This is a genomic window from Nocardioides sp. zg-1230 (genome assembly GCF_013155335.1).
In the GTDB taxonomy this organism is placed as follows: domain Bacteria; phylum Actinomycetota; class Actinomycetes; order Propionibacteriales; family Nocardioidaceae; genus Nocardioides.
The window spans coordinates 322,377-342,147 of sequence record NZ_JABJQZ010000002.1; the positions used below are offsets into that span (position 1 = coordinate 322,377).

Sequence of the window (19,771 nt, forward strand, 5' to 3'; positions counted from 1 at the left end):
CGCACCTCGGCTCGGGTCGTGGGCGCGGTCGTGGCCGCGTGCCTGCTCGCCGGCTGCGTGCAGATGCCGACCTCCGGCCCGGTGGAGGAGGCAGAGGGGACCGGCGTCGCCGAGGACGTGCCCGGCATCTCCTTCGACCCCCGCCCCCCGCAGGCCGGCCAGGCCACCTCCGAGATCGTCGACGGCTTCTTCGAGGCCATGACGGCCACCCCGGTCAGCGCCCGCGTCGCTCGTCAGTTCCTGTCCCGCGAGGCGGCCGAGGAGTGGGTCCCGGAGCAGCAGATCATCACCTACTCCGAGCTCGGTGACGTCACCGCCGGCACGTCGGTGCGCGTGGCGATGACCGACGTCAACCTCTACGACGCCCGCGGCGCCTGGCAGCGCACCCGCGCCGGCGCCACCTTGTCGATCGGCCTGGTCAAGGAGGACGGCGAGTGGCGCATCGACGAGGTGCCCGACGCCCTCGTCGTCCCGGAGTCGTGGTTCGACGACTGGTACGAGCGGGCCTCGCTCTACTACTTCGACCCGACGACCGAGGTGATGGTCCCCGAGCCGGTGTTCGTGCCGCGGGGCGAGCAGCTCGCGTCCTCGCTGGTGCGTGGGCTGCTCACCACCACCTCGGCCGACCTCGACGACGTCGCCCGCAGCTACTTCCCGCCCGGCACCACCCACGGCCTGTCGGTCCCGATCGTCTCCGGCGTCGCCGAGGTCTCCCTGTCCGGCGACCCCGACGCGGTGGACGAGCTGACGACGGAGCGGATGCTGGCGCAGCTCGTGTGGACGCTGCGGCAGGAGCCACGCATCGGCGCCGTGCAGCTCAGCATCGGCGGCCGGACCATCGTCGGCCCCAGCGGCTCCCCGCAGGTGAGCCTCCAGTTCGGCAGCGCCTACGACCCCAACGGCGTACCCGCCAGCACCGACCTCTACGCGCTCGACCGGGGCCGGGTGGTCACCGGACGCATGGGTGAGCTCGCACCCACCCTCGGTCCGCTGGGGCAGGAGGACCCCCCCGTCGACCTGCGCTCGATCGGGGTCAACCTCGCCGGCTCGCGGGTGGCCGGCACCACCGCCACCGGCTCCGAGCTGGTGGTCGCCCCGACGGAGGCGCCCACGGGCGAGTTCGCGACCGTCGTCGCCGGCGCCGTCGACCTCGCCGCTCCGCACTGGGACTACCGCGACCGGATCTGGGTGCTCGACCGCAACGGTGGACGGGCCCGGGTCATCCAGGTCGCCGACGGGGTCGCCGGGGAGGTGACCGTGCCGGGCCTCACCGGCCGTCGCCTGAGCGAGCTGATCGTCTCGCGCGACGGCAGCCGGCTGGTGGCCGTCGTGCGCCGGGGCTCGACCGACCGCGTCGTCGCGGTCCGGATCCGGCACGACGCCGCCGGTGCCGTCGTCGGCTTCACCCGGCCGCAGTCCCTCTCGCTGCCGACCGAGGACACCGCCCGCATCCGCGACGTCGCCTGGCGCTCGCCCACGACCGTGTCGGTGCTGCGCGACATCATCACCGACGACCTCGCGCAGGTGCGCACGGTCTCCGTCGACGGGGCTCCGGGCGAGATCTCCACCGGCGGCGCGACGAGCCTGCGCGGACGCCTCCGCACGCTCGTGTCCACCCCCGTGGACCTCGTCGAGATCTACGCCGTGGCGGGCCGGTCCGTCTTCAGCCTGACCCGGCCCGAGCGTGAGGTGCCCGACCTGGCCCCAGGGCTGACGTCGCTCACCTACGTCGGCTGATCCACAGGCGGCACGCGGGCGGTTGTCGTCGTACGACGCCTCCTGCTGGCATGGACGCGTGCTCGACGAGGCCCTCGACCTGTTCCTCGGCAGCCGGTGCGTGGGGTGCGACCTCCCAGGCCGGATGCTGTGCCCGACCTGCCGCGCGGCCCTGTCCGGCACCGCGCAGGTGGCCTGGCCGACGCCCGTCCCCGAGGGGCTGGCGACGCCATGGGTCGTGGAGGCGTACGACGGAGCGGTGCGCGCGCTGGTGGTGGGCCACAAGGACCGTGGCCAGTGGGGCCACCGGCGGGTGCTCGGCGACCTCCTCGCCCGGGCGGTCCACGGTGCCGCCGCCGACCTGGACCCGCGCGTGCCCCTGCTGCTGGTCCCGGTGCCGTCGCGGCCGGGCGCGGGCCGGCGACGGGGCTACGAGGCCACGGCGGCGCTGACCCACGTCGCCGCCGCGCGGGTACGCCGCCACCGTCCCGCGGTGGTCGCGCCGCTGCTCGTCTCACGGGGCGCCGCCGACCAGGCCGGTCTCGACGCCGGCGGCCGGGCCGCCAACATGGCCGGTTCGATGCGCTGCCCGTCCCCGTCCCTCGCCCGCCTCGGGCGTCGGCTCCGGCACGCCCACGTCGTGGTCTGCGACGACGTGCTGACCACCGGTTCGACCGCCCGCGAGGCGCAGCGGGCGCTCGAGGCGGTCGGTCTGCCGCCCGTCGCGGTCGCCGCGGTGGCCGCCACGAGACGGCGCGGACCGGCCGTCCCGCCCGACAGGTGACCCCGCGGTTGGCCCGGGGCGGTGGAGGGGCTAGCGTCTTGTCATGGAGTCCGCCCGGGTCCGTGGTTGCGTCACGGAGAGGGCTGCGCGCGGCACCGCGAGGTGCGTCGCCAGGCCAGACCCGTGGCAAGCCGATGCCAGTCGCAGGCGAAACGGTCCACGTAAGTCCCCGGGCACCGCGCTGTCCTGCAGCGCGCTGTCCGGCGGACGATCACGGTGCGGCTTAGAAGTAAGTCCTGCCCCGTCTCCGGCGCCAGATGTGCCGGATGCCGGGAGAAGGCCAGTAGTGACGGAGAAGTTGCGAACGCTTCAGCAGGCGGTTGTGGGGTCGAAGACCAGGTCGGCCGGGCGGGCTCCATCCCACCCTGCCCCGGCGGGTGTGCCGCCGCGGCGAAATGGAGGGGTGCGGACCGTTCGCTAGTTGAGGAGGTTCACATGGAGGTTGTGGTCACGGGACGGCACTGCGAGGTGTCCGACCGGTTCCGCGAGCACGTGTCCGAGAAGCTCAGCCGCCTGGAGAAGCACGATCACCGGATCATGCGCGTCCAGGTGGAGGTCGAGCTCGAGAAGAACCCCCGCCAGCACGACCGGTCCACCAAGGTCGAGCTCACCGCGTTCTCCAAGGGGCCGGTGATCCGTGCGGAGGCTGCCGCCGAGGACAAGATGGGGGCCCTCGACCTGGCCCTCGACAAGATGCAGGCCCAGATGCGACGCGCCGCCGACCGGCGCCGCGTGCACAAGGGACGCAACGACCACGTCTCGGTCGGTGAGGCGCTGGCCGCGATGCCCGAGCTCGAGGACACCTCCGGCGACGAGGACGACGTCGTCGAGCGCAAGGTCGGGCCGATCACCGTGACCGGCGACGGCCCGCTCGTGGTGCGCGAGAAGTCCCACGCCGCGGTCCCGATGACGCTCGACCAGGCCCTCTACGAGATGGAGCTCGTCGGGCACGACTTCTACCTCTACGTCGACAAGGAGAGCGAGCGGCCGGCCGTGGTCTACCGCCGGCGCGGCTACGACTACGGAGTCATCTCCCTCGAGGTCGACTGACCCGAGACCGAGGCGACCCCCTGCCAACGGTCACGCGCGCATGACATGATGCGCGCGTGACCGAGGCAACATCCGCTGGGAACGAACCCGTTCGTGTCCTGGTCGTCGACGACCAAGAGCTCTTCCGCCGTGGCCTCATCATGCTGCTGGGCGGTGACATCGACATCGAGGTCGTCGGCGAGGCCGCCGACGGCATCACCGCCACCGAGCTGGCCATCACCACAGCGCCCGACGTGATCCTGCTCGACGTCCGGATGCCGCGACGCACGGGCGTCGAGGCGTGCCGCGCGATCAAGGAGGCCGTGCCGGCCACCAAGATCATCATGCTCACCGTCTCCGACGAGGAGGCCGACCTCTACGAGTCGGTCAAGAACGGCGCCGCCGGCTACCTCCTCAAGGACTCCTCGATCGAGGAGGTCGCCCAGGCCATCCGCGTGGTCAACGAGGGCCAGTCGCTGATCAGCCCGTCGATGGCGGTCAAGCTCATCGACGAGTTCAAGCAGATGTCGAAGCCCGAGCGCGAGCAGGGCCCCGCCCTCCGCCTCACCGAGCGCGAGCTCGAGGTCCTGCGGCTGGTGGCCAAGGGCCTCAACAACCGCGAGGTCGCCAAGGAGCTCTTCATCTCCGAGAACACCGTGAAGAACCACGTCCGCAACATCCTGGAGAAGCTGCAGCTCCACTCCCGCATGGAGGCCGTCATGTACGCCATGCGCGAGAAGCTCCTCGACCTGCCCTGACCTTGGAGTCGCTCACCCGTCTCCAGGCGCGCCGCGTCGCCCTGGCCGCGCAGGGCTTCACCGACCGGTCGCACGCCACGCCGACGATGGCGACGCTCGACCGCACGCTGGCGCGCACCGGGGTGCTGCAGGTCGACTCGGTCAACGTGCTCCAGCGCGCCCACTTCATGCCGCTCTACTCGCGGATGGGGCCCTACGACGTGGAGCTGCTGCGACGCGCCCAGCACGGGACGCCCCACCGCCCTCGCCGGCTGGTCGAGTACTGGGCACACGTCCAGGCGCTGATGCCGGTCGAGCTGTGGCCGCTGATGCGGCACCGGATGGAGTCCTACCGCGCCGAGCGTGGCAAGTGGGGCTTCTCCGCCGACGCGACGCTCGAGCCGCAGGTGCTCGACGCCGTGCGCGACCGTGGACCGGTCACCGCGCGCGACCTCGAGGACGAGCTCAGCACCGGCCCGCGCACGAAGGAGCACTGGGGGTGGAACTGGTCGGAGGCGCGCAAGGTCCTCGACTACCTCTACCTCGTGGGCGAGGTCGCCATCGCCGGGCGCAACAGCCAGTTCGAGGTGCTCTACGACGTGCCCGAGCGGGTGCTGCCGGCCGCCGTCCTCGCGGCACCGACGCCGACGCCGCAGGAGGCCGTCACCGAGCTCGTACGCCGCGCGGCCCGCTCGCACGGCGTCGCGAGCAGCGCGTGCCTGGCCGACTACTACCGCCTGCGCCTCCAGCCCGCGCCCGGGAAGGCGAGCGTGAAGGTGGCGGTCGACGACCTCGTCGAGGCCGGGGAGCTCACCCCTGTGGCCGTGCAGGGCTGGAAGCGCCAGGCCTACCTGCACCGCGACGCCCGTGTGCCGCGACGCGTGGCCGCCCGCACGCTGCTCAGCCCCTTCGACCCGGTGGTGTGGGAACGGTCCCGGGCGGAGGCGCTCTTCGGCTTCTTCTACCGCATCGAGATCTACGTCCCGGCCGACAAGCGCGTGCACGGCTACTACGTCCTGCCGTTCCTCCTCGGCGACCGGCTGGTGGCCCGGGTGGACCTCAAGGCCGACCGGGCCACGGGGCGCCTGCTCGTCCCCGGCGCCTTCGCCGAGCCCGGTGCTCCGGAGGAGACCGCCGACGAGCTGGCCGCCGAGCTGCGACGGCTCGCAGGCTGGCTCGGTCTCGACGACGTGGTGGTCGGCGGGCGCGGTGACCTGGCACCGGCACTGGCGGCTGCGTCGACCGCCGCCGCACGCTGACGGTCGCTGCCAGCCGACGTCAAGCGTCCTGCAAGCGGTGGCCGGGACGGTGGTGCGACCACCGACTCGAAAGGTCCCTCTGATGTCCTTGTTCCGCACCCACGGCTGGCGCCTCCTGCTCGTCGCCTCCGGCGTCCTGCTCGCAGCCGGCGGCCCCATGCACCCCGCCGCCGACGGCTCCGACACGCTCCGTCAGGAGCTCGCCACCATGACCGCCGACGAGCAGTGGGTGCCCGGGCACACGCTCGTGGCCGTGAGCACCGTGCTGCTGGCGCTCGGCCTCTGGGCCGCGGTCCGCTCACGTGCCTGGCCCGCCTCGATCCAGCGCACCCTGACGATCGTCGCGGTGATCGTCTCGATCTACGTCATCGAGACCCTCTTCCACCTCGCCGCCGTGGTGGACTCCGAGGAGCTCGCGCACGGCCACGCCGCACCGGTCGCCATGACCCACATCGGCCTGGCCACCGTGCTCTACCCGGTCACCGGCTGGGCCATCGTCCTCCTCGCCTGGTCGTTCGGGCGCGTGTGGACCGGCTGGCGACGAGGCATCGCCCTCGTCGGCGTCGTGGCGGGCCTCGCGCACGCCTTCTCCGTCCCGCTCACCATCCTGTTCCCGCGGGCCGAGCTCAGCCCGGTCTTCGCCGTGGCAGGCATCGCGCTGGCGCTCTTCTCGCTGGCCACCGGCCTGGCCGGCGCTCCCGGGCGGCGCACCGCCTCGGTCCCGGAGCCGGCGCTGGTCGGCTAGACGTACCCGAAATCCGACAAGACCCGGACCTGCCGCGCCACCTAGGGTGGCCGCGTGCAGGTCCGGGTGCTGGGCGATGTCGAGGTGGAGGTCGCCGGTGGGCTCGCCGACCTAGGCGGGCCCAAGCCGCGCGCCCTGCTCGCGCTCCTCGTGGCCGCCGTCGGACGACCCGTCCACGTCGAGCTGCTCATCGACCAGATCTGGGGCGAGGACCCGCCCGCCCGCGTCGAGGCGTCCCTGCAGTCGTACGTCGCCCGCCTGCGCCGCTCGCTCGAGCCCGACCGGGCCCCGGGGTCGGCCGCCACGCGGCTGCGGACGCACGCGGCCGGCTACTCGCTGGCCGTGGACGAGCAGGGCGTCGACGCGAGCCGCTTCACCTCGCTCCTGCACGACGCCCGCCGGGCCGACGACGACAGAGCCACGGCCCTGCTGACGGACGCGCTCGGGCTGTGGCGCGGGGACGCGTACGCCGGCGTGGACACGCCGTCGGTGCGCGCGGAGGCGACGCGGCTGGAGGAGCTGCGGGCGGGTGCCCTGGCACGGCTGTGGGAGCTGCGCCTGGGACGCGGCGAGCACGACCTGGCCGTCCCCGAGCTCGAGCGCCTCGTCGGGTCGAACCCGCTGCAGGAGCGGCTGTGGTGGCTCCTCGCGCTCGCGCTCTACCGCTCGCACCGGCAGGGCGACGCGCTCGCCACCCTCCGCCGGGCGCGCGAGCACCTCGCCGACGAGCTCGGGGTGGACCCCGGACCGGAGCTGCGGCGGCTCGAGGAGCTGGTGCTGCGGCAGGACCCGCAGCTCGACGCGCCGCTGGTCGCCGCGCCGGCGGCGCCGTCGCCCGCGCCGGTCGTCGACCCGGCACCCGCCGCGGCGGTCGACGACCCACTGCTCGGCCGCGAGGACGCCCTCGCCGCCGTCGCCCCGGCGTTCTCCGGTGCCGCGGCCGGGCGGGGTCGGGTTGTGGTCGTCGGCGGCGAGCCGGGGATCGGCAAGACCCGACTGGCCGAGGCGGTCGCCGAGCTGGCCGCGGCACAGGGGTTCCGCGTCGGGCGCGGGCGCTGGGACGCCGAGGGGTCGCCACCACTGCACGCCTGGTCGCGCGCGCTCGGTCAGGTGCTGGGAGCGGAGTCGGTCCGCGACGTGCTCGGCCCGGCGGCCGGCGCGACGGACAGCCCCGGCGACGCGGCGTCGGTCAGCCTCCGGCAGGCCGACGAGGTGCTCGACGCGCTGGGCGCCGGGGCGCCCGTCCTCCTCGTGCTGGACGACCTCCACTGGGCTGATGCGGAGAGCCTGCGCCTGCTGCGCCGGGTCGCCGGCGGACTGGAGGAGGTGCCCGCGGTGCTCGTCGTCACCACCCGGGTCGCGCCCGCCGACGTCGGCGAGGGCCTGGCCGAGGCGCTCGGCGTGCTGGCCCGCCTCGACCCGGTGCGGGTCGACCTCGGTGGGCTCGGGGTCGACGCCGTCGCTGCCTGGGCGAGCCGCCGCTCGGGCCGTCACGTGACCGACGACGTCGCGGCCCTGCTCCGCGACCGCACCGACGGCAACCCGTTCTACCTCACCGAGCTGGTCCGGTTCCTGGTGAGCGAGGGAGCGCTCGGGGACGCCGGCGCGCCGGCGTGGCGCGCCGTCCCCGGCGGGGTCCGCGACGTCGTACGCCAACGCTCCCGGCAGCTGCCGGCGAGCGCCGTCGACGTGCTCGGTGCGGCGGCGGTCGCAGGGCGGAGCTTCGACGTCGCGGTGCTCGACCTCCTCACCGGCGACGCCGCGGGCGTGGCCGATGCGATCGAGGGGGCCCAGGTCCTCGGCCTCGTCGACGAGGAGGGACCCGGTCGCTACCGGTTCACCCACGCCCTGGTGCGCGACGCCCTCGACGAGGCGCTGCCGGCGCCGGTGCGCGCCCGGCTGCACGCCCAGGTCGCCGCCGCCCTCGAACGCGTGTGGGCCGGCCGCGTCGGGGAGGTCGCGGCAGACCTCGCCGAGCACTACCGTCTCGCCGGTCCTGCCCACGCCCGCTCGGGCTGGGTGCTCGCCCGGCGTGCGGCTGCCGAGGCCGTGAAGGCGTCGGCGTACGACGAGGCGTTGCGGATGACCACCCTCGCCACGGAGCTGCAGGCGATGGACCCGACCGCCGAGGCCGTCGAGCGCGAGGACGTCCTCGTCGCCCACTCCCGCGCCCTGGTCCGCACCTCGCGAGCCGTGCAGTCGTGGCCGCCCGTGGAGGAGGCCGCCCGCTCCGCCCTCGACCGCGGGGACCCGCGGGCCGCGGCGGACGCCCTGCTCTCGGTGACCGAGGGGGTCGTCTGGGGGTGGCGGGTCGCCCCGGAGTACGACGACGACGCGATCGCGCTCTGGCGCACGGTGCGCGACCTCCTGCCCGCCGACGACGTCCTCACGCGGGCGCACCTCACGGCCGCGCTCGCCGCCGAGCACCTGCACAAGCCGGGCGCCGTCGAGGAGTCGACCAGGCTGGCCGACGAGGCGATCGCCGCGGTGCGGCGCTCGGGTCGCCGGGGCCAGCGCGAGCTGACCGTGCTGCGCCTGGCCCACCGGGCGCTGCTCCGTCCCGAGCTCCTGCACCACCGGATGCCCCTGTCGGACGAGATCGTCGAGCTCGCCGCCACCGAGGGCCAGCCGCTCGACCACGCGGTCGCCCTGTCCAGCCGCGCCCAGGACCGCGCCGAGCTGCGCCGGCTCGACGACGCCCGCTCCGACGTCGTACGCGCCCACGAGATCGCCGAGCGCCACCACCTGTCCACCAACCTCATGGTCACGGGTTGGTGCCTCGCGCTGCGGGCCCAGCTCGACGGGCGCCTCGACGACGCGGAGCGGATGATCGCGGAGGGGGAGGCGCTGCAGGCGACGATCGCCGAGTCGGGCAACGGGATCGGGTTGTGCCAGCTGTGGCAGCTGCGCGACCTCCAGGGCCGGCTGGCCGAGCTGGAGCCGATGCTGCGTGGGCTGCGCGGGTTCCACCCCGCCGTGCGCGAGGGGCACGCCCTCGCGCTCGCACGCACCGGTCGCCTCGACGAGCTGCGCACCCTGCTCGGGAGCTGGGGCGAGCAGCCCGAGCTGGTCCGCGACTACCTGTGGCTGTACCTGGTCCCGCTGCGCGCCGAGGTGTGGGCCCTCCTCGGCGACCGCGACGCCGCGCGCGACCTCCACGACGCCCTGGTGCCGTACGCCGACCGCCTGGCCATCGCGGTCCCGGTGGGGTTCCACGGCAGCATGCGCCTCACCCTCGGCCGGCTGGCCGCCGTGCTGGGCGACACCGCCGCCGCACGGACGCACTTGCTCGAGGCGCGCCGGGTGCACGACGAGCTGGACCTGCCGGCCTGGGTGGCGCGCACCGAGGCCGAGCTCGCCCGCCTCTGAGGGCGTCGCGGTGCGACCGTCGGCCCCCGCTCAGGGAGTGGCGGTGCCGTGCACGGCGAGGGCGTGCCGGCGGAACGCCCGGCGCGCCAGCCTCGGCAGCAGCCACCGGACGGGACCGGGAGCGTCCCCGATCATCGACGCGAAGACCTCCGGGTCGCCCTCGTGCTGGAACATGCCGAGCGCCAGCAGGCCGTCCTTGCGCGGCGCCTCGCGGCGCGCCACCTCTCCCATGTGGTCCCACTCGGCCTGGGTCACCGTGCGGGCCGCGATCGGTAGCAGGCGCTGCTCTTCTGCGTCGAGGTGCTCAACGAGGTGGACGTAGAGGGTGTCGAACAGGTCGGCCAGCCGGGCCGCGGTGGCGGCGTCCGCGTCGAGGGTCCAGCGGGGGAGCAGGGTGCCGATCTCCCCGATCAGCCCGTCGACCCGCTCGTGCTGCGACTCCATCAGGTGCACGATCGGTGCCAGCTCGTCGGGCACCCGCTCGAGCAGCAGCGGCCACAGGACCCGGTCCTCGACGGTGTGGTGGTGGTGCAGCGCGCGTGAGAGGAAGTCGAGGTGGTGCCCCACGACGCGGGAGCGGGCGGTGTCGCCGTCGGCGACGCCGCGGAGCAGGCCGCCGGCGAGGCGGTGCTCGCGGCGGAAGAAGGTGTGGAGGGTGTTCATCACCCGGGTGTCGGTCTGCAGTGCTGCGGTGGCGCTCACGATGTGCTCCTGCGGTGCCCGGCCGCCCGGCGGGTCCGGGCGACTCGACCTCCACGGTGCGGCGCATCGCTTGCAGACGACTTGTCGACCGGTTGCAGGGCCGGTCGTGACCCGACCGCGGGGCCCCTCACGGGGTCGACGCAGCCGAATCGCCCGGGCTGGAGCCGGTGGGTACAGTTACCACTCGTGCCTGCCATCATCGACAAGCTCCTCCGCATCGGCGAGGGCAAGATCCTCCGCGAGCTCGAAGCCGTCTCCAAGGCTGTCAACGCCATCGAGGACGACTTCGTCAAGATGACCGACGACGAGCTCCGCGGGATGACCGACGAGTTCCGGGAGCGGCTCGCCAACGGCGAGACCCTCGACGACCTCATGCCGGAGGCCTTCGCCACCGTCCGCGAGGCGAGCAAGCGCGTGCTCGGCATGCGCCCCTTCGACGTGCAGGTCATGGGTGCGGCCGCCCTCCACCTCGGCAACATCGCCGAGATGAAGACCGGTGAGGGCAAGACCCTCGTCGCCGTGCTGCCGTCCTACCTCAACGCCCTCGAGGGCAAGGGCGTCCACGTCGTCACGGTCAACGACTACCTCGCCAAGTTCCAGTCCGAGCAGATGGGCCGCGTCCACCACTTCCTCGGCCTGACCACCGGCGTGATCCTGCCGTCGATGCGTCCCGCGGAGCGTCGCGAGGCCTACGCCTGCGACATCACCTACGGCACCAACAACGAGCTCGGCTTCGACTACCTCCGCGACAACATGGCGGACTCGGTCGCCGAGTGCGTCCAGCGCGGCCACAACTTCGCCATCGTCGACGAGGTCGACTCGATCCTCATCGACGAGGCCCGCACCCCGCTCATCATCAGCGGCCCGACCCAGGACGAGGTCAAGTGGTACGCCGAGTTCGCCAAGGTGGCGCGCTCGATGGTGCGCGACACCGACTACGAGGTCGACGAGAAGAAGCGCACCATCTCGGTGCTCGAGCCCGGCATCACCAAGGTCGAGGACCACCTGGGCATCGACAACCTCTACGACTCGGTCAACACCCCGCTCATCTCCTTCCTGAACAACTCCATCAAGGCCAAGGAGCTGTTCCGCAACGACAAGGAGTACGTCGTCATGGACGGCGAGGTGCTCATCGTCGACGAGCACACCGGCCGCATCCTGGCCGGTCGCCGCTACAACGACGGCCTGCACCAGGCCATCGAGGCCAAGGAGGGCGTGACCGTCCGCGAGGAGTACCAGACCCTCGCCACGATCACCCTGCAGAACTACTTCCGCCTCTACGACAAGCTCTCCGGCATGACCGGTACGGCCATGACCGAGGCCTCCGAGTTCGACAAGATCTACAAGCTCGGCGTGGTCCCGATCCCGACCAACCGCCCGATGCAGCGCGTCGACAACGTCGACCTCGTCTACCGGACCGAGGAGGCGAAGTACGAGGCCGTCGCCGACGACATCGCCGAGCGCCACGAGAAGGGTCAGCCGATCCTCATCGGCACCGTGTCGGTGGAGAAGTCGGAGTACCTCTCCAACCTGCTCAAGAAGCGCGGCATCCCGCACACCGTCCTCAACGCCAAGCAGCACGCAGACGAGGCCAAGGTCGTCGCGCTCGCCGGCCACAAGGGCGCCGTCACCGTCGCCACCAACATGGCCGGCCGAGGCACCGACATCATGCTCGGTGGTTCCGTCGACTTCCTCGCCGACCAGGAGCTGCGCAAGCAGGGCCTGGACCCGGTCGAGTCGCCGGAGGACTACGACGCGGCCTGGCCCGCGATGGTCGAGCGGATCAAGGCGCAGGTCTCTGCCGAGCACGACGAGGTCCGCGAGCTCGGCGGCCTCTACGTCGTCGGCACCGAGCGGCACGAGTCGCGCCGCATCGACAACCAGCTCCGCGGTCGTTCCGGTCGTCAGGGCGACCCGGGTGAGTCCCGGTTCTACCTGTCGCTGCAGGACGAGATGATGCGGCTGTTCAAGTCGGAGTGGGTCGACCGGATCCTCACCGTGCTCAAGGTGCCCGACGACGTGCCGATCGACGCCAAGCGCGTCAGCAACGCGATCGCCGGCGCGCAGGCCAACATCGAGTCGCAGAACTTCGAGTCGCGCAAGAACGTGCTCAAGTACGACGACGTGATGAGCCGTCAGCGCGAGGTCATCTACGCCGAGCGCCGCCGGGTGCTCGAGGGCGCCGACCTCGGCGAGCAGATCCGCGGCTTCCTCGACGACGTGATCGCGGGCTACGTCCGCGGCGCGACCGAGGGCTACGCGGAGGACTGGGACCTCGACGGCCTGTTCACCGCGCTCAACCAGCTCTACCCGGTCGGTCTGACCAAGGAGGGCGTGGTCAAGGAGGCCGGCGGCGTCGAGGGCCTCAGCCGAGAGAAGCTGATCGAGGACCTGCAGAAGGACGTGCAGGAGGCCTACGACCGCCGCGAGGACGAGATCGGCGAGGAGGTCCAGCGCGAGCTGGAGCGTCGTGTCGTGCTCTCCGTGCTCGACCGCAAGTGGCGCGAGCACCTCTACGAGATGGACTACCTGCGCGAGGGCATCTACCTGCGTGCCTACTCCCAGCGCGACCCGCTCGTGGAGTACCAGCGCGAGGGCTTCGACATGTTCGCCGTGATGATGGACGGCATCAAGGAGGAGTCGGTCGGCTTCCTGTTCAACCTCCAGGTGGAGGTCGAGGACGAGGAGGACGTCGACACGTCCGACGAGTCGGTCCTCGCGGCGGCGCCTCAGGCCGCGCCGCAGGTGTCCGCGGCCACGCCGCAGATCGACTTCGCGCAGGCCCAGTCCCACGCGCCCACGATCCGGGCCAAGGGCCTCGACCGGCCCAGCCGCCCGCAGAACCTGTCCTACAGCGCGCCGTCGGAGGACGGCGAGGCCGAGGTCCACGCGGCTCCGTCGGCCGAGGACGACCCGTTCGCCGGCGTCGGTCGCAACTCGCTGTGCCCGTGCGGGTCCGGACAGAAGTTCAAGCGCTGCCACGGTGCCCCGGGCGGCGCCACCGGTCGCGCGACCATGGGCGGCTGACCACCCCGGCTGACCATCACCGCTGGTTGAGCAGCTCAACCCCAGGTGATCGCGACGCACTGCCAGCGATCGCGCACGACCTCGAACCGTGCGGCGACCGCGCGTGAGCGCCGGCCGTAGCGCACGTGGGCGCTCGCCTCGACCGCGTCGCTGCGGATCAGGGCGGTGCGTACGCCGACCACGACCGGCCGCGCCGGGTTGGGTCCCCGGACCCGGCCCGGTGCGAGGCCGCCCGCCGCGGTGACCGCGCGGGCGCGCCCGGACAGCGCGTCGAAGACCTCCGGCACCGTGTGGCGCAGCAGCTGGGCGACCGGGCGGTCGCCGGCGGCGATCTCGACCGCGGCCTGCAGGTAGCGGCCGACGAAGGCGTCCACCTGCTCGCGCGAGGCGCGCTCGAGGTCGGCCAGGTCGCTCGCGCGGGTGCTGCGGAGCCGCGGCCGCGGGGGAGCGGTGCGCGGCGTCAGGTCCAGGGCGAGTGCCCCCTGGACGCTGGCCATGCTGGCGTCGGGCCGGAGCACGATGACCTCGGCCTCGGCGGTGTCGGGTGTGCTCATCGTCGTTCTCCGTCCTGGTCGGTGTCGGTCGGTGCGGCAGCAGGTGCGTCGGTGGCCGGCAGGCGGAACGCCTGGCCCGGGTGGATCAGGTCGGGGTCGTCGCCCACGACGTCGTGGTTGTGGCGCCAGATCGCCCGCCAGCGGGACTCCACGTCGGTGTCCGGCGCCGGATGCGCGCGAGCGATGGACCACAACGAGTCGCCGGCCCGGACCACGTAGGTGTCGGGAGCCGTCGGGCGCGCGACGGGGATGCCGGGGGTGCCGGTGGCGGCGTTGGGTGCGGTGGCCCGCGCGGCCCGCAGTCCGGCCGGTGCGGCCGGCCGCTCCGGGAGCGGGAGCCCGACGAGCACCTCAGCACCGTCGCCACCCGCGGCCTGCGCCGGGACGGCTGTGCCGGCCACCACGGCAGCGCCGCACGCGAGCAGGACCAGGCGCCGCGTGGCACCTCCGCCCCGAGGCTCCCTGCCCGCCACGAGCTCGACCACCGCCACCGAGGTGACCAGCCAGAGCCAGCCCAGCGACAGGGCGAGCGCGGTGGCGCACCCGGCGACGATCACGTCGGCCGTCTGCCGGGGAGCCGCCCCTGCCGCGTCGGGCCACGCCCCGGGAACGGACACCGCCGCGGCCGCCGCGGCGACCGTCACCCCCAGCCAGACGGCGTACGGCCGAATGGTGTGAAGCATCCCCCGAGACATCACGCTATCCTTCCGTTTGCGTGCGTTTGCATCATTCAACGAACGTTCGTCGACGATGTCAACGGCTCTTCCACAGGGCTTCGGGGCGTCGAGCAACCGATGGGGCCGTTGAGACGTCTCCCAGGGTGAAGGGGGACGAGGACGATGAGGTGCACGACGACACGAGCCCGGATCGGGGCAGTGGCTTCTGCAGCGCTGCTCGCCGCGACAGCCGGGTGTGGGGAGCAGCGGGGCGGCGACGCACCCGCGGCCGCGGAGCCGACGGGACAGACGGCAGAGCAGGAGACGGGGCAGGAGACGGGGCAGGGGGCCGGGACGGCGACGGGCGTCCCGCTGGTGGTGGGACACGAGCTCCACGTCGGAGGCGTCCAGGTGCCCGGGGAGTGGTTCACCGCGAGAGGACGCGGCACCCACTGGGTCGGCCTGCGTGCCGACCGCACGTGGTGGTGGGGCTACGACGCGGAGCCCCAGCGGATCGACGGCCAGATCGACCAGTCCGTCGTCATCTCACCCGGCGGCGGCTACACCGCACACGTGCTGACCGAGCCGGGCAACAGGTGGAGGCTGGTGGGTGCCGACACGGAGTGGGCAGGGGAGGGCTTCGGCGCGGTCGACCTGCCGCGTGGGGAGATGAGCCCTGCGCCGCGCGCCGTCGCGGTCACCGACGACGGGCTCGTCGTCGCCCGCGGGCCGCGCTTCCAGTGGCTCTGGCGGCCGCTGGTCGACAACGCGACCGTCGACCTGGCCGAGACCGCGCCCGGGCAGGTCGTCATCGGCAGCACGGATGTCGGCCTGGTGGCGAACGAGGGCAGGTACGACCGGACCGACGGTCAGCAGGGCGCGCCCTACCTCGCCGGGCTCGCCGAGGACGGCACGCTGACCCGGCTCGGTCCGGTGCCGACCCACGACGCCCTGGAGGCCAGCGACCAGTGGCTGGCCTACGTGCTCCCGGGCACGACGGGCGGCGAGGCCTGGGGACCCGCCGAGCTGCACGTGCAGCGTCGGGACGGCTCCGACCAGGGCGTCCTCACCGCGCCGGACGGCTGGCGCTTCGACGCTGCAGACCTGCAGTGGGAGACGGCCGACGAGCTGCTCGCCGTGCTGGTGTCGCCTGACGGTGACGGGGCACTCGCCCGCTGCCGGCCCGCGACGGAGACGTGCGAACGGGTGGACCTGCCTGACTAGGCTCGGCCCATGTCCTGGGAGCACGACCTGTTCGCTCTGCTCGACGACCTCGAGGGCCAGGCCGCGGCGGCATGGGAGGCCGACCGCGAGGCCGAGCTCGCCGACCGGGCGCGCACCGAGTACGGCTCCGTCACGCTCGCCAGCCGCTTGATGGCCTCGCGCGGACGCGGCGTGTCCCTCGACCTCCCGCACCTGGGCCGGCTCGAGGGCCGGCTCGCCCGGGTGGGGGAGGAGTGGTGCCTGCTCAGCGGGACCGGTCAGGACTGGATCGTCCCGCTCCGTGCCGTCACCGGCGTACGCGGCGCGAGCGAGCGCTCGGTGCCCGAGGTCGCCTGGTCGCCGATCGACCGCCTCGGCTTGCGCGCCGCCCTGCGCCGCCTCGCGGACGCGGAGGCGCGCTGCCTGCTGCACCTGGCCGACGGCACCCGCCACGAGGCGTACGTCCTGCGCGTCGGCGTCGACTTCCTCGAGGGGCGCGCCACCTCGGGTGAGGTCTTCCTCGTGCCGTACGCCGGCCTGGTCGCCGTGCAGAGCCGCGACGACTGACCCGAGCGTCAGGTGGCCTCGACGTCGTAGGGCGGGACGTGGCCCTCGGGGAGCGCGGACTGCTTGGCGGCCTCCGCCTGCTCGCGGTCGACCTCGGCCATGGCCTCGGTGATGTGCTTGCGGACGATCGTGCGGGGGTCGAGGTCGCGCAGCTGGAGGTCGGAGTACTCCGGGCCGAGCTCGTTGCGGAGCTCGTCGCGGGCGTTGGTGGCGAGCCCGCGCGCCCGGTGGAGCAGCTGCGCGGCCTGCCGGGCGAGGTCGGGCAGCTTGTCCGGACCCAGCACGACGACCGCCACGAGGGCGATCACGGCCAGCTCGAGGAGCCCGACGTCGAACATGACTCAGAACCTACTGCCTGCCCGGAGCGGTGGTCGGACGTGGTCAGAACTTGCTGGACGGGGTGAGCCCGAGCTGCATGCCCGCCAGCCCGCGGCCGCGCCCCGACAGCGTCTGGGCGACCCGGGTGAGCTCACGCGCGGCGTGGGCGGACGGGTCGGCCTCCACGATGGGCTTGCCGACGTCACCGCCCTCGCGCAGGGAGATGTCGAGCGGGATCTGGGCGAGGACCGGTACGTCGTAGCCGAACCGTCCCGACAGCGTCGCCGCCACCCGCGCACCGCCGCCGCTGCCGAAGACCTCGAGCCGGTGGTCGTCCTCGGCCGGGCAGTGGGGGCAGGGGAGGTAGCTCATGTTCTCGATCACGCCGACGACCCGCTGGTGCATCATCGACGCCATCGTGCCGGCGCGCTCGGCCACCTCGGCCGCCGCCTCCTGCGGGGTCGTGACGACGACGACCTCGGCGCTCGGCAGGTGCTGGCCGAGCGAGATCGCCACGTCGCCGGTGCCGGGGGGCAGGTCGAGCAGCAGGGCATCGAGGTCGCCCCAGTAGACGTCGGCCAGCATCTGCACGAGTGCGCGGTCGAGCATGGGGCCACGCCAGGCGACGACCTGGTCGCGGCGGGGCTTGAGCATGCCGATGGAGATCACCGAGACGCCGCTGGGCGTGGGCACCGGCATGATCAGGTCGTCGACCTGGGTCGGCCGGGTGTCCGCGACGCCGAGCATCGCCGGCACCGAGTGACCGTAGATGTCGGCGTCCACGATGCCGACCTTGAGGCCCTGGGCGGCCATCGACAGGGCGAGGTTGACCGTGACCGACGACTTGCCGACGCCGCCCTTGCCGCTGGCGATCGCGTAGACCTTGGTGAGCGAGCCGGGCTGGGCGAAGGGGATCTCGCGCTGGGCGCGCCCGTCGCTGAGGATCTCCTTGAGGCCGGCGCGCTGCTCGGCGGTCATCACGCCGAGGGTGAGGTCGACCGACGCGACGCCGGGGACCTTCGTGACGGCGGCGGTGACGTCGCGGTTGATCGTGTCCTTGAGCGGGCACCCCGCCACGGTCAGCAGCACGTGGACCGCGACCGCGCCGTCCGCGGCGACCTCGACGGAGTCGACCATCCCCAGGTCCGTGATCGGGCGCTTGATCTCGGGATCGTTGACGGTCGCCAGGGCGTCCATCACCTGCTGCTGCGTGGGGGTGCTCATGAGGACGAAGTCTACGAGCCACCCCGTGGGATCACGGTGTCGGCTCGTCCTCGGGCTCGCGGCGCGAGAGGTCCTCGATGTCGCCGAGGAGTCCGCGCAGCTCCGAGCGCAGGAAGTCGCGGGTGGCGACCTCGCCGACCGCCATCCGCAGCGAGGCGACCTCGCGGGCGAGGAACTCCATGTCGGCGTGGGCCCGGGCGTTGGCCTGGCGGTCCTGCTCGGCGACCACCTTGTCGCGCTGCTCCTGGCGGTTCTGGGCGAGCAGGATCAGCGGAGCGGCGTACGACGCCTGCAGGCTGAGCATCAGGGTCAGGAAGATGAACGGGAACTCGTCGAAGCGCAGGTCACGCGGCGCGAGGACGTTCCAGGCGACCCAGGCCGCGACGAACATCGTCATCCAGAGCAGGAACTTCGCGGTGCCCATGTAGCGGGCGAACGACTCGGCGAAGACGCCGAACGCGTCGGCGTCGACGCTCGGGCGCCGCACGAGCTGGCGGCGCGTGTCGCGGGGGGTGTCGAGCCGGATGCGGCGGTCGGTGCTCACCGGGCACCTCCCGTGATCGGTCCGGGTCGCGGGGCCCGGTCGCGCCAGCCCTCGGGCAGCATGTGGTCGAGCAGGTCGTCGACCGTGATCGCGCCGAGCAGGCGGCCCTCGTCGTCCACGACGGGCGCGGCGACCAGGTTGTAGGTGGCCAGGTGGGCCGCCACCTCGTCCATCGAGGCGTCGGGGCGCAGCGGGTCCATCGACTCGTCGAGCGCGGCGGCCACGAGGGTCGAGGGCGGCTCACGCAGGAGGCGCTGGATGTGCGCCGCCCCCAGCAGCCGACCCGTCGGGGTCTCCAACGGCTGGCGGCAGACGTAGACCAGCGCCGCGAGGGCCGGGGTGAGCTCGGGGTTGCGCACGTGAGCGAGAGCGTCGGCGATGGTCGCGTCGGGGGAGAGGATCACCGGCTCGGGCGTCATCATCGCGCCGGCGGTGTCGTCGTCGTACGACATCAGGCGCCGCACGTCCTCGGCCTCGTCGGGCTCCATCAACCCGAGCAGCGTCGCGGCCGTCTCGGGGTTGAGCTCGGCGATCAGGTCGGCGGCGTCGTCGGCCGACATCTCCTCCAGCACGTCGGCGGCACGCTCGGAGTCGAGGTGCTCGAGGATCTCGACCTGGTCCTCGTCGGGGAGCTCCTCGAGCACGTCGGCCAGCCGCTCGTCGTCGAGGGCCGCCACGACGGCCGTACGCCGCTCCGGCGGGAGGTCGTGGATCATGTTGGCCGCGTCGGCCGGACGCATGTCGTTGAGCGCCGCGATGAGGTGGGTGGCGCCCTGGGTGGGCTCGTGCCGGGTCAGGCCGGTCACGTCGCGCCACTCCACGACGTGGGTCTGCCCGCGCCGCCGGAACCCCTTGCTCGGCTCCTGCACCGCGACGCGCGAGAGGACCCAGTCGCGGTTGCGCGCCTGCTCCATCGCGACGTCGTACACGACGCCGGTGACGCCCGAGTCCTTGATCGTGACCGTGCGGTCGAGCATCTGGCCCATCACGAGCGTCTCGGTCGAGCGCTGCTCGAAGCGACGCATGTTCAGCAGGCCCGTCGTGTGCACCTGACCGCTGTCGATCGCGGTGATGCGCGTCATCGGCACGAAGATCCGGCGTCGACCGAAGACCTCGGCGACCATGCCGAGGACCCGCGGCTGGCTCGTCTCGGTGCGGAGCGCGACGACCAGGTCGCGCACCTTGGCCACCTGGTCGCCCTGGGGGTCGAAGATCGGCAGCCCGACGAGCCGGGCCACGAAGACGCGGGTCGGGGTGGTGCTCACGGCCGCAACGGTAGCGTGCCGTCCGCTCTCCGGAACCGCCTCCGCGCCGGAGCCGTGGTGTACTCTCATGTA

The 19,771-nt window shown here is 73.1% G+C and carries 17 protein-coding genes; 10 read left to right on the forward strand and 7 right to left on the reverse strand.

Annotated elements, in window-relative coordinates; genetic code table 11:
• Positions 1–18 precede the first annotated feature (18 nt).
• The 7 genes from HOO61_RS09535 to HOO61_RS09565 all read left to right on the forward strand — a co-directional run bounded on the left by HOO61_RS09535 (position 19) and on the right by HOO61_RS09565 (position 9,639).
• A complete protein-coding gene (locus tag HOO61_RS09535; RefSeq protein ID WP_172258478.1) occupies positions 19–1,737 on the forward strand; it encodes a GerMN domain-containing protein in 1,719 nt (572 codons plus the stop codon).
• A 58-nt stretch (positions 1,738–1,795) separates the two neighbouring features.
• Positions 1,796–2,500 carry a ComF family protein gene (locus HOO61_RS09540; protein ID WP_367650104.1) on the forward strand — a complete coding sequence of 235 codons (705 nt, stop codon included), beginning with the start codon at positions 1,796–1,798 and terminating at the stop codon, positions 2,498–2,500.
• A gap of 435 nt (positions 2,501–2,935) precedes the next feature.
• Positions 2,936–3,550 (forward strand): ribosome-associated translation inhibitor RaiA, encoded by a 615-nt coding sequence (gene raiA / locus HOO61_RS09545; protein ID WP_172258479.1) that lies wholly within the window; start codon positions 2,936–2,938, stop codon positions 3,548–3,550.
• 56 nt (positions 3,551–3,606) lie between these two features.
• Positions 3,607–4,287 (forward strand): response regulator, encoded by a 681-nt coding sequence (locus HOO61_RS09550; protein WP_367650106.1) that lies wholly within the window; start codon positions 3,607–3,609, stop codon positions 4,285–4,287.
• A 2-nt stretch (positions 4,288–4,289) separates the two neighbouring features.
• Positions 4,290–5,525 (forward strand): winged helix-turn-helix domain-containing protein, encoded by a 1,236-nt coding sequence (locus HOO61_RS09555; protein WP_253942239.1) that lies wholly within the window; start codon positions 4,290–4,292, stop codon positions 5,523–5,525.
• Positions 5,526–5,607: 82 nt separating this feature from the next.
• Positions 5,608–6,270 (forward strand): hypothetical protein, encoded by a 663-nt coding sequence (locus HOO61_RS09560; protein ID WP_172258480.1) that lies wholly within the window; start codon positions 5,608–5,610, stop codon positions 6,268–6,270.
• Positions 6,271–6,324: 54 nt separating this feature from the next.
• Positions 6,325–9,639: a BTAD domain-containing putative transcriptional regulator gene (locus HOO61_RS09565; protein WP_172258481.1), complete on the forward strand. Its 3,315-nt coding sequence runs from the start codon at positions 6,325–6,327 to the stop codon at positions 9,637–9,639.
• 30 nt (positions 9,640–9,669) lie between these two features.
• Here HOO61_RS09565 and HOO61_RS09570 read toward each other — a convergent pair whose 3' ends face one another.
• Entirely contained in the window at positions 9,670–10,341 is a 672-nt protein-coding gene (locus HOO61_RS09570; RefSeq protein ID WP_172258482.1) for a hemerythrin domain-containing protein, read from the reverse strand.
• Between the two features lie 186 nt (positions 10,342–10,527).
• On the opposite strand from HOO61_RS09570, the gene secA reads away from it, so the two are divergent.
• On the forward strand, positions 10,528–13,368 hold the full coding sequence (gene secA / locus HOO61_RS09575; RefSeq protein WP_172258483.1) for a preprotein translocase subunit SecA: 2,841 nt from the start codon (positions 10,528–10,530) through the stop codon (positions 13,366–13,368).
• A gap of 35 nt (positions 13,369–13,403) precedes the next feature.
• On the opposite strand, the gene HOO61_RS09580 is transcribed toward secA, so the two are convergent.
• Together HOO61_RS09580 and HOO61_RS09585 are read right to left on the reverse strand one after the other, a co-directional pair.
• On the reverse strand, positions 13,404–13,922 hold the full coding sequence (locus tag HOO61_RS09580) for an Rv3235 family protein (protein ID WP_172258484.1): 519 nt from the start codon (positions 13,920–13,922) through the stop codon (positions 13,404–13,406).
• Positions 13,919–14,605, reverse strand: a complete 687-nt coding sequence (locus HOO61_RS09585; protein WP_172258485.1) for a LysM peptidoglycan-binding domain-containing protein — start codon at positions 14,603–14,605, stop codon at positions 13,919–13,921. The genes HOO61_RS09580 and HOO61_RS09585 overlap by 4 nt, the downstream gene beginning before the upstream one ends.
• Before the next feature lie 192 nt (positions 14,606–14,797).
• On the opposite strand from HOO61_RS09585, the gene HOO61_RS09590 reads away from it, so the two are divergent.
• Positions 14,798–15,802 (forward strand): hypothetical protein, encoded by a 1,005-nt coding sequence (locus HOO61_RS09590; protein ID WP_172258486.1) that lies wholly within the window; start codon positions 14,798–14,800, stop codon positions 15,800–15,802.
• A 9-nt stretch (positions 15,803–15,811) separates the two neighbouring features.
• On the forward strand, positions 15,812–16,348 hold the full coding sequence (locus tag HOO61_RS09595) for a hypothetical protein (protein ID WP_172258487.1): 537 nt from the start codon (positions 15,812–15,814) through the stop codon (positions 16,346–16,348).
• Between the two features lie 8 nt (positions 16,349–16,356).
• Here HOO61_RS09595 and HOO61_RS09600 read toward each other — a convergent pair whose 3' ends face one another.
• The 4 genes from HOO61_RS09600 to HOO61_RS09615 are packed head-to-tail and all read right to left on the reverse strand — an operon-like array spanning position 16,357 to position 19,699.
• On the reverse strand, positions 16,357–16,686 hold the full coding sequence (locus tag HOO61_RS09600; RefSeq protein WP_172258488.1) for a sec-independent translocase: 330 nt from the start codon (positions 16,684–16,686) through the stop codon (positions 16,357–16,359).
• A 43-nt stretch (positions 16,687–16,729) separates the two neighbouring features.
• The gene (locus tag HOO61_RS09605) at positions 16,730–17,890 is read right to left on the reverse strand and encodes an Mrp/NBP35 family ATP-binding protein (RefSeq protein ID WP_172258489.1); all 1,161 of its coding nucleotides are present in this window, start codon (positions 17,888–17,890) and stop codon (positions 16,730–16,732) included.
• 31 nt (positions 17,891–17,921) lie between these two features.
• The gene (locus tag HOO61_RS09610; RefSeq protein WP_172258490.1) at positions 17,922–18,434 is read right to left on the reverse strand and encodes a DUF1003 domain-containing protein; all 513 of its coding nucleotides are present in this window, start codon (positions 18,432–18,434) and stop codon (positions 17,922–17,924) included.
• Positions 18,431–19,699, reverse strand: coding sequence for a CBS domain-containing protein (locus tag HOO61_RS09615; protein WP_172258491.1), 1,269 nt, complete (start codon positions 19,697–19,699; stop codon positions 18,431–18,433). Before HOO61_RS09615 ends, HOO61_RS09610 begins: the two co-directional genes overlap by 4 nt.
• Positions 19,700–19,771 lie beyond the last annotated feature (72 nt).